The sequence below is a fragment of the Anabaena sp. CCY 9613 genome, assembly GCF_963920895.1.
In the GTDB taxonomy this organism is placed as follows: domain Bacteria; phylum Cyanobacteriota; class Cyanobacteriia; order Cyanobacteriales; family Nostocaceae; genus Cyanocohniella.
In genome coordinates, this window is sequence record NZ_CAWUDE010000004.1 from 286,366 (window position 1) to 300,511 (window position 14,146).

Below are 14,146 nucleotides of genomic sequence, written 5' to 3' on the forward strand. Positions count from 1 at the left end.
GTTTAGAGACCAGTACTATTCAGCATTCGCATCACCACGTCAATAAATTTTTCGCCCCAAACAATTGATAGTAAGCCACACAATATAACCAGCAATAATGCGACACCTGCTTGAACCAGCCCCCAATCGTTAAATGTCCCATATGTAATAGGGATAAGCACTATAAGAGTGCCAAGTGCAGTCCCCCCAAGAAAACGATAGATAACCTTAGTAAATGAACGTTGTTTAGAATCGGTTTTGTCAGAGGTCATCAGAAATTCCTTCAAGATATTGAGCAATATATATAGTCTAAATTAGAACTGTACACCCAAATCATGAATCTAATATCGCTCGAAAACCCAGACCATTGAGATACATCCGAATACATTCTTCTTTTATCTCATTGCTATAAGTTTTTGATGGCTCATAATCTTGAATAAATTGGCGACAACAATTACAACAAATGTGATTTTGCTTACCTCTTTTTATGCCATTCTTACGGTTGTGACGAGAGCCACATTCAGGACAATTTATGTTTTATTACCCTATGTTCATACCCTATTATGCAACGCCCACTACATTTACGCTAACTTACGTATTAAAGCCATACCAAAATTATTAGGACTAGTTTTAATTTCTACTAAACTTAAATTAGGATTGTGACTTAGCCACTCATCAATGACATATCTTGGCCCATCCCATCCACAATGTTCAGGATAAATATCATGTAACATGATGTATCCGCCTGGAGAAACAAAAGGATAAAAATTCATAAAATCACTAGTACATCCTTCTTGTGTGTGGTCACCGTCAATAAACAGGAAATCAATTGGGTGCAGAATTAACTCTTTAAATCTTCTACCCATTTCCAGGGAATTCATTTTATGAAATGTAATTCTATGTGCTAAACCAGCAGATAATGCAGAAGCTTGAGCATACTCCAGAGGATCGCTTAAATATCCATAGCGATGAGGTAGCCACGGCAAAATTTCATCAAATAAGTCAATAGAGTGAATAATTGCTTCACTATCTATCTGTTCTAATCCAGCAGCCATCCAGATGGTAGAAATACCTGTGAAACAGCCAATTTCCACCACATTATTAGGATTAATATTACAAACTATACTTTTAAGAAATTCACCTTGTTCTGGTGATAAAGCTGCCGGAAAATTGATTCTGTTTTTGTACATTTTTACTAAGGTATTAGCCCAAGGAGATGTACATTTGTGCAAATAATCGGGAATATTATATTCCCTATCTTCCGGTATACCTTTGAAGGAGAAGATTTTTTCAAAAATAACTTCTAAATCAAGTTTATTAATATGAGTAAGACCACGTATTTCTTTTTGATTAATATGTGTACTGACGGCATTATCAAGAAAATTCTCCAATTCTCTAACAGACATATTTATAGGTTGAGATAATTCTTCTAGAGAGTAAAAAACTTCATTTTCATAATTGATGGGCATAAATTTATCCTCAATTTAAAAGGTTCTTTTAGCTTGGAGGTTTCAAGATGATCAACTTCACCCCAGAATATATATTCTTGGTAAAGGCTAGGCTGAATCTTCCTTCTTTAGACCAATTCGAGGTAGCAAAGAAGTATAAAATAAAACATATATAGGGTACATTAAGTTTGAGTTCTTGCCGTCAGGCATGTATCAAGTCAAAAAACCAGACCCCCAGAAACCGATGAGTAAAGTTGAAGAAAAGATGGGGAAGAAATTTATGATTAATTTTTAGTTTTGTGCAAAGTCAGTGCTGCTAGTCTACCCGCAGATATATAAAAATTTGTATCCTAAGTTTAATAGGCCTTAATTTTTCTTTGAAAAACTTGTGCAAGAAGATTTTAGACTAATCGTTGATTTAGTTTCAGTTCTCGCTGTCGCCACCTGTGGGGGACTTTTGGCGTCTCTTTTACAGCAGCCTGTGCTGCTAGGCTATCTCATCGGTGGGATGATTGTGGGGCCAACCGGACTGGGAGTAATTAAAGAAGTTATTCAAGTGGAAACTCTGGCCCAGTTTGGAGTCGCCTTTTTGTTATTTGCTTTGGGAGTAGAATTTTCCTTTGCGGAACTGAAAAAAGTTAAGGGAATTGCTTTAGGAGGGGGTGGGCTACAAATTGCCTTAACTATTGGGGTGACAGTAGTTGTCTGCGGCCTCACAGGTGCTTGGGAAGAGTTACCCGCTAAAGGTGTATTTTTAGGGTCAATTTTATCTTTATCTTCTACCGCAGTTGTCCTTAAGTGCTTGATGGAGCGCAACGAAACAGAAACACCCCACGGACAAGTGATGTTGGGGATTTTGGTAGTGCAGGACTTAGCACTGGGACTGATGATCGCCGTCTTACCAGCGCTCAACCAACCAGCAGAAACCATTGGTATAGCAGTGCTGACAGCATTACTGCGACTGGCTTTATTTGCTGGTGGTGCAGTAGTAGCGGGAATTTGGGTGATACCGCGTTTGTTGCGATTCCTCGCCCGTACTGAAAGCCGAGAACTATTTTTATTAGGGGTAGTGACGCTGTGTTTAGGTATTGCCCTGCTGACGGAATATTTAGGATTATCCATTGAAATGGGGGCGTTTGTCGCTGGTTTAATGATTTCCGAGGTGGAATATGCTGACCAAACCCTGACTTATGTAGAACCAGTACGAGATATTTTTGCTAGTTTATTTTTTGCTGCCATAGGCATGTTAATTGACCCAGTGTTTTTGTGGAACAATCTGGAATTGATTTTGGAATTGGTTGCACTGGTGTTTATAGGGAAATTTTTAATTATCACGCCCCTGGTAAAGCTGTTTCGCTACCCATTAAAGACAGCTTTAATTGCTGGATTAGGACTAGCACAAATTGGGGAATTTTCTTTTGTGCTGGCTAGTGAAGGACAAGCTTTGGGCTTGGTTTCTCGCCGAGTATATTTGCTAATTTTAGGAACCACAGCAGTTACACTCATTTTGACTCCCTTTGTGCTGCGGTTAGTCCCATTTTTATTTAACTTTGCCGAATCAATGCCTTGGCTGCAACCTTATTTAGAAGAAATTTATCCGCGTGATGTATCGGCGGATTTACCTTCAAAAGGCCATGTAGTAGTTTGTGGCTATGGGCGAGTTGGTAAAAACTTAGTGAAGTTGTTGCAACAACATGATTTACCTGTGGTGGTCATCGATCAATCAGAAAGGCGCATCCAGCAATTGCGAGAGCAGGGGGTGCCTTATGTTTACGGTAATTGTGTGAGTTTACACGTTTTGGAGACGGCTGGGGTAAATTATGCCAAGGGAATGGCGATCGCTCTTCCTGATGCTATGAGTATCCGGCTTTGTCTTAAAAGATCATTAGAATTGTGTCCAGAATTAGATTTAGTTGTTCGCGCTACCCAAGATAAAGATATTGAAGTGCTTTATCAATTGGGTGCGAGGGAAGTAGTCCAACCAGAATTTGAAGCCAGCTTAGAAATGGCCACCCATTTATTAACAGGTTTAGGCTTTTTATCGATGGTGGTACAACGGGAAGTTGAGCAAATTCGTAATAATCATTATTTAGCATTACGACCAGAGCAAACACCATTAGAAGTGGCCCGTGATTTGCAGCAAGCAACTCGTGATTTAAATCGCCGTTGGTATACCCTACCAGATGCGTCCCCCCTCGTGGGTATGAGTTTAGGCGAAGCGGACATCCGCTACTTAACAGGGGTGAGTTTAATGGCTATTCGCCGCGCTAATGAAGAAGAAATAGATTATCCCAATGCTCAAACTAAATTAGAAGCGGGCGATCGCCTATTGGTAGTGGGAGCATCGGAAGAATTAGCAGCTTTAGAAGAATTCGCCCAAGGAAAGGTAGCCGTTCCTGAGGCTAATAATGCTTTTCAATGGGTCACAGTCAATGCTGATTCTCCAGCTTTGGGTATGACTATTATCGATTTGGATCTTCACCAACAATCTGGAGTCCAAATACAGTCCATACGACGAGATGGCAAATTTATCCGTCATCCTGATGACAACACAGATTTAAGAGTTGGCGACCAAGTGCTGTTATGTGGTAAGTGGCCGAATTTAAATCAACTGCAACCGTTATTTGCCACAGTTAACAAAACAACAATTAGCCTTTAGCCCTAATGTAAGCGATCGCGTGTTTCCAAACAGTGGTTTGGTGATTGTTATCATCCACAAGACACACAGAGTTAGGATCTTGCCAGGAAATCTTACCTATGAGCAGATCACCTGTTACCAGTTTTAACTCTACTACTGCTGTTTGTTTAATGAGTTCTTGCAGTTGGCGAATGCTAGGTAGTGATGTGTCAAATTCAGTTGTAGCCATTTTTGGTTAATGATGTATTAAAAGAGAGGGAGGAGGGCGTAGGGGATCAGAAACTTCCCGATACCCAATACCTAATCATTGATAATTCATCACAGAAAAAATGGCAATCGAATTTACCAAGTATCACGGTCTAGGAAATGATTTTATTTTAATTGACAATCGCTCTTCGTCAGTACCAGTGCTGACTCCAGAGCAAGCAGTCAAATTGTGCGATCGCCACTTTGGCATCGGTGCTGATGGTGTAATTTTTGCCTTACCGGGAGAAAATGGCACTGACTACACCATGCGAATTTTTAATTCTGATGGTTCAGAACCGGAAATGTGTGGTAATGGTATTCGCTGCTTAGGTAGGTTTTTGGCAGACTTAGAAGGCGAATCTAGAAACAAAGACTCATATCGCATTCATACCCTGGCTGGTGTGATGACACCCCAACTTATGCCCGATGGTCTAGTCAAGGTGGATATGGGATTACCGAGATTACTGGCTGGGGAAATTCCTACTACCCTTGGTTCTGCTGATACTAAAGTGATTAATCAACCGCTAGAAGTGGCGGGAAAAACTTGGGAAGTCACCTGTGTCAGTATGGGTAATCCTCACTGTATAACCTTTGTGGAAGATGTCGCCGCCATTTCTCTAGAAGTTATCGGCCCCAAATTTGAACATCATTCAGTTTTTCCCCAACGCACAAATACCGAATTTATTCAAGTAGTCAGTCGAGATTATTTAAAAATGCGAGTGTGGGAACGCGGCGCGGGAATCACCTTAGCTTGTGGAACTGGTGCTTGTGCTTCCTTAGTGGCTGGGGTGCTGACTGGAAAGTGCGATCGCACCGCTACTGTAGAATTACCTGGTGGCCCCTTGGAAGTTGAATGGTCAGAAATCGACCAAAGAGTTTACATGACTGGCCCGGCTGAACGAGTATTTACAGGTAGACTTTAATCTTATCAGTTTTTTGGGGTGGGCATCTTGCCCGCCATAACTTACATTTGGCTACTTTCAAACTTGTTACCTGCCTTACTAAGATAGTAATGCCAGAGAATCCTGGTAGCCACTGCGCGCCAAGGTCGCCAGTTTTGGGTAATTGTTTCTATTTGTATGGGTGTTGGGCGTGTCGGCAATTTTTTGATATTTTGGAGAGCGATCGCAATTCCTAAATCACCTTTGGGAAAGATATCGGGACGTTTCAGCGCCATCAGTAAGTAAATATCAACTGTCCAATCTCCAATACCTTTAATTTGCTTGAGCTTATTTCTAATAGCAGTTTCTTCCATTATCTCTAGTTTGGTTAAATCCAGTTGCTCATTCACAATTGCATCTGCTAAACCACGACAATAAACAATTTTTTGCCGACTCAAGCCAATTGATTTTAGCTGAACATCTTCAAGTTTCAGCAAGTTTTCTGGTGTTAACGAGACAACCACTGCACATAAACGATTAAACACAGCTTTTGCTGCCGCCAAGGAAACTTGCTGTTCTAAAATTATGCGAATTAGAGTCGGGAAACCCGCTTCTCGTTCCCACATGGGTGGCGTTCCTAATGTCTTTAAAATACTAGCCAAATCGCTGTCACGACTAGCCAGTACTTCCAAACCATAGGTAAAACTTTCTCTAGTCAGCGATATCTGGTGAAATTGCTGAGATTTGATATCATTGAGCATCCGTTAACACACCCTTGAGAATATGCCTCGGTTTTTCAGGTTAATCATTACTATAGTTATCTTAGGTACATTTTTACTCATATCTCAGCAAGCTTGGGCAAGAGATTGGCGACCAGTTCGCGGTGGGATTTCTTTTGGGATTAGTGGGATGGCTTTAGTAGAACAGCAAAATGATACCCTAGATTTTTTAGTTGTTCATGACAATAAACAAAAAAACCAAGGTCGTTTAGCAATTATCAGCATTAAAGGTAAAAACCAACCTGAATATTTTGCTGTGGACTGGTCTAGCACAACAGAATTACCCATTGACCTAGAGGCTTTAACCTCAGTACCCGGAAAAAATAATACTGAGTTCATCGCTTTAACCAGTTTTGGAAAAGCTTATTACCTGAAGTTAAACTCAGCCAAAAAAACCGTCTCTGTTCTCAAAGAATTTAATTTACCAAATGTTCCTCAAGGCAGTAATTTTGAGGGATTTGGTTTGCAAGATATAGATGGTAAATTAGTTGCTATTTGGGCGCATAGAGGCGCAGGACAACAGCCAGCAACTGTTTATTGGGGAAATTTTAATCCATCCACATATCAAATTACGCTTGCAGGTTCCAGGGATTTACAAGTACCCTTCCCCTCTGACAATGTGAGGCATATTTCCGATATTAAAGTAGATTCTGGGGGAATTGTGTATATTACCTCAGCCAGTGATGCTGGAGATGATGGCCCATTTCAGTCGGCTTTATATGTTGCAGGTTACTTAGGATTTAGTGGTAACAAAATCGTCTGGAGACAAAATTCTCAACTGGTTCCTCTCTACCGTGCTAATTACCGCAAGATTGAAGGGATGGAACTAGTTCCAGGAAACGCAGGTGGTGTGGTTTTTGGTACAGATGATGAAAGTTTAGGTTCCTATGTCTATGTGATGGGGAGTGGGGGATAAGAAAATAAGGGGACAAGAACGAAAATACTTTCTCATCTCCCTCATTTCAATATTCTTGATCAGCTATGGGAATTTAACCTGTAACGGCTATAGCCCCGGCGATCGCACTGGCGACTAAAGAGGTAAACGCTGTACCAAATAGCCACCAAGCTGCACTGGCTACGGTTTTTTTGACACCTTCAGCTTGTTTTATGGCTTGTTCTTGGATGGCTTGTAGGCGTTTTTGGGTTTCTTGTTGGATGCGTTCGGCTCTATGTAAGACACTATCCCGTGCTGCTTCTATTTGATTGATAATCCGGTTCGCATCTTCTTGGGAAATATCTTCACGAGAACTCAAGATAGCTACTAAGGTATCACGGTCAAATTGACTCAGGCGATCGCGCAAGGCTTCAAATCCGGCTTGAGGATCATCAAATAATTGACCAAAGTCTTGCTGAATGCCTTCATAACTAAGTTCTGGGCGTTCCAGTGAGTTGAGATAATCGCGCAATCTGCCAAAAATTCCTTCAATTACCGATTCTACTCTTTGCTGAACTTGTTGCAGTTGGCTGACAACTGAATTACGCACAGATTCGATTTGCTCAACAATTTGGTTGGCTTCTTCCTCTGAGATATCTTCTCGTTGGGATAATAGAGCCACAAGTGTGGAACGGTCGAATTTAGCCAGGCGATCGCTTAAATTCTCCAGCCCTACTTGTGGATCTTGCAGCAGCAATTGCAAATCACGTTTGATGCTTTCTGGGTTGAGTTCTTCTTTGTCGGTGTAACGCAAGTAATTTTCCAGATTGGCTTCAAAATCTGCAACTCGTTTAGCGGTACGGCTAGCCAAGCGTCGTGGCGCTTTGACAATGCTTTGAATTGTTTCTTGTACCTGATCAATTACCTGATTAACTTGCTCTTCGCTCAAATCTTCCCGTTGGCCGACGAGTTTAACTAAAGTCTCACGGTCAATATGAGATAGGCGATCGCGTAATGCTACAGCACCCAATTGTGGATCAGCTAGTAATGTGGTCAAATCTCGCTTGATACCTTCTGGATTGAGTTCTTCTAAGTTAGTCTTGCGGAGATATTCAGCTATTGCAGTGGTAGTTTTTTCATATTGATCTGCAACTGCTTGTGGTGATTGCAAGATGCTGTCCCGTACTGCTTCGAGTTGATCCAGGATTTGGTTGATTTGTTCTTCGCTCAAATCTTGGCGTTGACTGAGCAATTTCATCCATGTATCTCGGTCAAAATGAGATAGGCGGGTGCGGATTAAGCTAATTCCTACTGTGGGGTCATCCAGCAAAGTTCTAAAATCACGTTTAATACCTTCAGGATTCAATTCATCTTTGTTGGTATTTTGCAAATAATCTTCTACCTTTTGCCCCAATTGCTTAACTTTTGCGGTTGCTTGTTCTTGGCGTTCTTTGGCTTGATGCAAGAAGCGATCGCGGATACCTTCGAGTTGATTAATAATATTATTAGCTTCTTCTTCATTCACATCTTGACGCTGCAATAGTAGCTGTTTAAAGGCATCGCGGCCAAATTCTTGTAAACGAATATTGATATCTGCAAAATCATCTGTTGATTCTGCCAACAATGCTGAGAAATCCTGCTCGATAGCGTCTGGGTTAAGTTCTTTTTTCCCAGTAGAACGTAAATAATTTTCGATTCCCAAGCGAATTTCTTGACCTTTTTCTTTGACTTCCGCTTGTTGCACCAGTTCTAATACTTCCTGGCGAATACTTTCCATCTGCTGGGAAATTTCTTTCACCCTAACTTCACTAATGTCATTTCGCTGTGTCAGCAAGTTAGTAAAATATTCTTGATTGATTGCGGCTAATTCCCGGCGTGTAGTTTCCGGATCTGCTTGTGCATCGTAGATAACTTCTTGAAACTCATCTTTAATTGTAATCCGGTTGAAATGCCAAGGAAAAGAATTCAAGATGTAGTCTTTGATATCTGCTTTGATAGTGTTATCGGGTGACTCCGGTACAATTTCACCTATTTGATCAGTAGTTTTATTTCTGAACTCTTGTAGCTGGTGAGTGATTTTTTCTACATCAACTTTATCTCGGAGTTTTTGTAGCTGATTTGTCAGATTGTTCCAATCAATCTCCGACCAATCCACCCGCTCTAGCAATGCTGGCGCAGCAGTACTCAAACCCAACTGCATCCCTTTTTTGATGACACCATTTTTACCATTACCGTTACCCCCGACACTCACCAATTGCTGGAGTTGTTCTCCTAATTTTTCGGAATTTAACTCTTCAGGTGTGGCAGATTTAAGTAAATTAATTACTTGCTCTGTGGGATTTTGCCGAGCAATAGTTTGTTTCCAAGCATCTTCTAGTTGGTCAGCAATTTCATTGATATTTTGTTTCGATAAATTTGTCCTGCTACTAATTAAATCAACAAATGTCTGGCGATTGATGTTTTGTAAAATATCGCTATCAGCTAGAGATTTAAAATCTACATCACTAAGTATCTTGTCAAATTGACTGCGAATTTCTGATAAATCCAGATTTGGTATTTGCAGAGATTTTAAAGAATTTTGCAGTGTGTTGCTGATATTTTCAGCATCTATACCTGACGTTAGCTCACGTCGAACTGCGGCTGTAATTTCTTCAGCAGTAGCAACTACTTGTTTTTTGGCTGCATTAGCGCCCAGGGTAGAAGTTGCTGTACCCATTAAAGCTTGTAAACCAGCACTAGTAGTATTAATGAAAGAACCAATCAATGAACCTACAGTTGATGAACCTATCCAAACAACCAATGAAAAGTAGGTAGACCAAATGACAACACCAATAATTGCTCCTAAAAACGCACTTTGAATTAAGCTCAGTTTCACTGCGAGAAAACAGGCAGCAAATAAGCCAATACTGGCAGTCATTAATGCCCAAATTCCTACTTTGCTTTCAATTTTGCGAATTGCACCATCCCAGCTTTCTGAATCAGAATTAGCATTATAGTCAGTTCCCAAAGATGAAATTCCAACTGCAACTGAAAAGTTGGTTAGTAAAAACTGGAAGGCAAAAGCCATTAAAGTGCCAGCTAATAATGCCACTATAAACTTAGTCCCAGAAAAAACAAATGGAATTTGCTCTGAAGTTAGGAGTTCTGAACTGCCATTTATAGGTGCTATACCCAGTGATAGCCAACCTCCCTGTAAAACAGTGTCAATACCATAAAACATAGTTCTTCTCCTTTCCTTATAGCCATTTATGCAATCAGCTATTTTTTTGATCCCGTAGTCTGATTACTACTCTAGGTATGGATTATCTAGACTTACACCTACTTAAGTAATAAAGATTTTATCCGAAAGTCATATTTTTATGATTTTATCGATCATTCTTCGTTGTCAATAGTTATTTAGACAATATTTGATTCATTAAATAAATATAGTAAACAGGAAAATAATAGAGACTATTCTATTTTGGCGAATCCCGAAAAACCAATAAGCAACTTATTTTAAAATATCTTTTTTATTGCTTTATTATTTATTCTTTTATTTTCATGAATATGAATAAGTCAAAATGCCACCCAAAAATTAAATAAGCAAGTCAATAAATAATTTAAATCATATCTATTTATCTATAATTTTTGTATAAAAACATCCTTTTTATTTTGGGAACAAATACACTTATGTCTAATGACATAGAATGTAATTATGCCACGCGATTGATGGCAATTATTTCTTAACAATGTACAAATAGAAATGTCGGTATTGATATCAATAAATTTGCTTGCAAATACAAATTTAACTGATTAGGAGAACATACATGGTTATAAATGCACGTAAAAGAGCTATTGGTGCCTTTTCTCATCGTAGGGATGTAGAAAAAGCATTGCATGAACTAAAAGCTTCGGGCTTTTCAATGGATAGAGTTTCGGTCATCGCCAAAGATGCAGACCATAAAGATGATGTTGCAGGTACTGAAGTCCGGGAACGGGTAGGCGATAAAGCCGATGAAGGTGCCGCTGTCGGGGCAGTATCTGGTGGTGTTTTAGGCGGTGTGACTGGCTTGTTAGTCGGACTGGGAACTTTAGCAATACCCGGAATTGGGCCCATCATGCTAGCTGGCGCAACAGCTACAACTCTAGCTACAACTCTAGCTGGCGCTGGTATTGGTGCCGCAGCAGGTGGCTTAGTTGGTGCATTAATTGGCTTAGGCATTCCCGAAGAAAGAGCCAGAGTTTATAACGAGCGAGTTGAGCGAGGACATTATTTGGTTGTCGTAGAAGGTACAGATGCAGAACTTGCTAGGGCTGAAACAATTTTCAATCGCCATAGTATCGAAGAGTATGGTGTTTATGACTATCCAGAAGACAGAGGTGTAACTACCGATGTTGCTCATAAGGATGTAACTGCACCAAGAGTAAATACTAATGTTGTCCATAGTGATGTCTCTGCACAAACAACTCATCGGGCAATTGGTGTATATTCTCGTTACCGAGATGCAGAATTAGCAATTAGTGAACTACGCGATGCCGGTTTCCCAATGGATCAAGTGTCTTTCATTGCTAAAGACACAAATGATAAATCTATCGCCGGAGCAGATAGAAGTACAGAAGTAGGTAATAAAACAGGCGAAGGAGCCAAAGCCGGAGCAGCTACCGGGGGAATGCTAGGTGGTTTAGGCGGCTTATTAATTGGTCTAGGTGCCTTAGCTATTCCTGGTGCGGGGCCTGTGATTGCAGGTGGTGCAGTAGCGACTGCTTTAGCATCAACTGTAGCTGGCGGAGTCGTGGGTGCAGCGGCTGGTAGTTTAGTTGGCGCATTAGTTGGGTTAGGTATTCCCGAAGACAGAGCGCAAGTTTATAACGATCGCTTCCAAAGAGGTGATCACTTAGTGATTATCGATGGTACACCAACGCAAATCCAGCAAGCTGAAGCGATTCTCAGACATCACGGGATTGAAGAATTTGCTACCTATGCTGCGACTGATGTTAATCGGGACTATGGCCAAGGGCTTGATCAAGTAAGACGTGAAGCCACACCTGGTTACTCAACAACAAGCAGTCAAGATCCTGCGGTAGTGATTATTGACCGTCGGGATGAAAGAGTTTAACTCCATTAATTTGGGTTATTACTACTGACAATTCCACTCTGTGGTAGTAGCAGGAGTAGAGAAACTTACTCTATGCTACTGTTCACAAACATCGACACATTTTCAGATTTTCAATTTTCGACCCAGAACTAAAGATATGAAAAAGCTAACTCCTTTCTTAATTAGTTGTGCCTTATTTTTTGGTGTTGCTGCTTGTAATGATACTGCCAGAACAGATAGTGCCGCGCCTGATACTAGCGAAGCTCCAGCAGCACCAACTGCACAAACAACACAAGAATCTCGAGAAGACGCTACAAGCGATACCCGCAGAAGGCAGCTAGATGCTGATATCCGCGCTCGTGAAGAGCGAACGGCTGCCTTAGATCAAGCTCCTGGTGAAAGAAATCCAGAGGATTTAGCTAGCGAAGTTCGTTCTAAATTAGAAGCCAATATCCCTGGCGGACTACTAACAGTTGAAGCAAACGATGAAGGTGTAGTCACCGTATCAGGAACTGTGCCTGATCAGGATCAATTATCTAAGATTGAACCTTTGGCAAAAGAAATTTATGGCGTCAATAATGTAGTTGTGGATGCAGTTGTTACTCCGCCCCAAGGTTAAGTTGGTGAATCACTAAGCCAATAAATTAACAAGATTGGGATTTTAGATGCGAAATTTTGTGAGTAAATCTCAATCTAAAATCTCAAATTCATAAACATATTATTAACCTGATTTTTCTCTTTATTGACATTCTATAATTGAGATATCAAGGCTGTATTTACATCAATAAAAAACTATGGAACTCGAACAACAACAACTAGAATCTGTAAAATCATTCGATGCAGTGGCACCAGGTGGGATGCTAGCTCCCTCAGGAGGCGAAAATGCCGCCGACTTACCCAAGCTCCCCCCTGCTAGTGAATCTGAAAACCAATGGCAACAAACCGCTAGAGAAGTTTCTCGCTTTTTAACGCAAATACCTGAGTATTTAAGTCGGTTTTTTAATCAAAATCAACGCGCTGTAGTCAATATTGTTTTAGTGCTGACAGCAATTATTACGGTCAAAGTAATACTCGCAGTACTAGATGCAATTAATGATATTCCCTTACTATCACCACTTTTTGAGTTGACTGGTATTGGTTACTCCACTTGGTTTACCTTCCGTTATCTTCTCAAAGCCGAGACTCGCCAAGAATTAACTGAGAATATACGCTCCCTCAAACATCAAATTTTGGGTAGTGACGAAGCTTAAATCTAACTTTTTACGGTATCTGGAAAACCTCTCTCTAAATCTCTCTCCTGCGAGGAGGAGCCACTGCGTTGCGCGGGTTCCCAAGGCACTCCGTTGGGCGGGTTTCCCGACTTGAAGGAAGTGCCGCCGCGTTGTAGCAAGTGGCGTTAGAGACTTTGAATTCCTGGTTTGGAAGTTATAATTTTCCGTGGACTTTTCCACATGACTTGAAAAGCCACCTGACTGTTAGAGGATATGTGAAGCAATATTATTTGATTTCTCAACCTTGAAAGAAGTAGATCCTCGGCTTAATTGAAGAAGTCGGGGATATTTTTATGGAAGATTGCTATTGAGCCTACCTCTCTAGATAGAAAAAAGAAAATATTTGCCTAAAAATTACTTCTCAAGATAGTAGATCTGCCACCTTGAATCCCATAATCTAGTTCAGGAAGTTATTCTACAAAACTCTTTAAAAAGGATATAACTTATGGCTAACGAATCATTTAATAAAGCAGTAGATTCATCCGAACGTGCAGAAGCAGATAATTACGATAGAGGAATAGTACCTGCTGAAACTGCGGCTCGTAAAGAGAGAGAAGGCGGAAATTACAAAACACTCCCTACAGAAGAAAAACTGGGAGATGCAAAAACAAATGATCAAAGTGATGCCGAGAGCATCAACACCACTGACGGCTACACGGTGGATAAAGAAGGCTTGTTGAACAATTACGCAGTTGAACCGGAAATGTACTACGAAGTACCGGGAGATGCTCAACAAGATGCAGCGAAAGACACCGCAGATCGTGTTGAAGAACTCGAAGAAATTAATCAGGATAAAGAAGGTGAGTTGACAGAAATGGATGACAAGCGTGGTAAGGGGCCTGGAATAATTTAATCAGTTGGTGAGTTAGAATCAGTCACTCAAAAAGATTTTGCTAAAACACCATCCCTTCACTCACCCTTCTCTTGCTAATTCAGGAGAGGGTTTTTTCATGGG

General features: G+C 40.6%; 12 protein-coding genes and 1 pseudogene. 7 read left to right on the plus strand and 6 right to left on the minus strand.

Annotated elements, in window-relative coordinates; translation table 11 throughout:
- Positions 1 to 2: 2 nt before the first annotated feature.
- The 3 genes and pseudogenes from ACM0OT_RS06720 to ACM0OT_RS06730 all read right to left on the minus strand — a co-directional run bounded on the left by ACM0OT_RS06720 (position 3) and on the right by ACM0OT_RS06730 (position 1,448).
- Positions 3 to 251 carry a hypothetical protein gene (locus tag ACM0OT_RS06720; RefSeq protein WP_414563618.1) on the minus strand — a complete coding sequence of 83 codons (249 nt, stop codon included), beginning with the start codon at positions 249 to 251 and terminating at the stop codon, positions 3 to 5.
- A 73-nt stretch (positions 252 to 324) separates the two neighbouring features.
- Positions 325 to 513: pseudogene (locus ACM0OT_RS06725) on the minus strand (IS1 family transposase); the annotation flags it as partial.
- A gap of 47 nt (positions 514 to 560) precedes the next feature.
- Complete coding sequence (locus ACM0OT_RS06730) at positions 561 to 1,448, minus strand: O-methyltransferase (RefSeq protein ID WP_414563619.1); 888 nt, start codon at positions 1,446 to 1,448, stop codon at positions 561 to 563.
- Positions 1,449 to 1,815: 367 nt separating this feature from the next.
- On the opposite strand from ACM0OT_RS06730, the gene ACM0OT_RS06735 reads away from it, so the two are divergent.
- A complete protein-coding gene (locus ACM0OT_RS06735) occupies positions 1,816 to 4,086 on the plus strand; it encodes a cation:proton antiporter (protein ID WP_414563620.1) in 2,271 nt (756 codons plus the stop codon).
- On the opposite strand, the gene ACM0OT_RS06740 is transcribed toward ACM0OT_RS06735, so the two are convergent.
- Entirely contained in the window at positions 4,076 to 4,294 is a 219-nt protein-coding gene (locus ACM0OT_RS06740; protein WP_414563621.1) for an Hfq-related RNA-binding protein, read from the minus strand. The genes ACM0OT_RS06735 and ACM0OT_RS06740 overlap by 11 nt on opposite strands.
- Positions 4,295 to 4,394: 100 nt before the next feature.
- Between ACM0OT_RS06740 and dapF the strand changes: the two genes are divergently transcribed.
- A complete protein-coding gene (gene dapF, locus ACM0OT_RS06745; RefSeq protein ID WP_414563622.1) occupies positions 4,395 to 5,234 on the plus strand; it encodes a diaminopimelate epimerase in 840 nt (279 codons plus the stop codon).
- A 41-nt stretch (positions 5,235 to 5,275) separates the two neighbouring features.
- On the opposite strand, the gene ACM0OT_RS06750 is transcribed toward dapF, so the two are convergent.
- On the minus strand, positions 5,276 to 5,953 hold the full coding sequence (locus ACM0OT_RS06750; protein WP_414563623.1) for a DNA-3-methyladenine glycosylase family protein: 678 nt from the start codon (positions 5,951 to 5,953) through the stop codon (positions 5,276 to 5,278).
- Between the two features lie 22 nt (positions 5,954 to 5,975).
- Between ACM0OT_RS06750 and ACM0OT_RS06755 the strand changes: the two genes are divergently transcribed.
- A complete protein-coding gene (locus tag ACM0OT_RS06755) occupies positions 5,976 to 6,887 on the plus strand; it encodes a hypothetical protein (RefSeq protein WP_414563624.1) in 912 nt (303 codons plus the stop codon).
- Between the two features lie 73 nt (positions 6,888 to 6,960).
- On the opposite strand, the gene ACM0OT_RS06760 is transcribed toward ACM0OT_RS06755, so the two are convergent.
- Positions 6,961 to 10,065, minus strand: a complete 3,105-nt coding sequence (locus tag ACM0OT_RS06760) for an MFS transporter (protein WP_414563625.1) — start codon at positions 10,063 to 10,065, stop codon at positions 6,961 to 6,963.
- Positions 10,066 to 10,651: 586 nt separating this feature from the next.
- On the opposite strand from ACM0OT_RS06760, the gene ACM0OT_RS06765 reads away from it, so the two are divergent.
- The 4 genes from ACM0OT_RS06765 (at position 10,652) to ACM0OT_RS06780 (ending at position 14,044) form a co-directional block, all read left to right on the plus strand.
- The gene (locus tag ACM0OT_RS06765) at positions 10,652 to 11,941 is read left to right on the plus strand and encodes a general stress protein (RefSeq protein ID WP_414563626.1); all 1,290 of its coding nucleotides are present in this window, start codon (positions 10,652 to 10,654) and stop codon (positions 11,939 to 11,941) included.
- A gap of 136 nt (positions 11,942 to 12,077) precedes the next feature.
- Positions 12,078 to 12,539, plus strand: coding sequence for a BON domain-containing protein (locus ACM0OT_RS06770; RefSeq protein WP_414563627.1), 462 nt, complete (start codon positions 12,078 to 12,080; stop codon positions 12,537 to 12,539).
- A 175-nt stretch (positions 12,540 to 12,714) separates the two neighbouring features.
- Positions 12,715 to 13,170, plus strand: a complete 456-nt coding sequence (locus ACM0OT_RS06775) for a CAAD domain-containing protein (RefSeq protein ID WP_414563628.1) — start codon at positions 12,715 to 12,717, stop codon at positions 13,168 to 13,170.
- Between the two features lie 466 nt (positions 13,171 to 13,636).
- Positions 13,637 to 14,044: a hypothetical protein gene (locus tag ACM0OT_RS06780; RefSeq protein WP_414563629.1), complete on the plus strand. Its 408-nt coding sequence runs from the start codon at positions 13,637 to 13,639 to the stop codon at positions 14,042 to 14,044.
- The last annotated feature ends 102 nt before the right edge of the window (positions 14,045 to 14,146 follow it).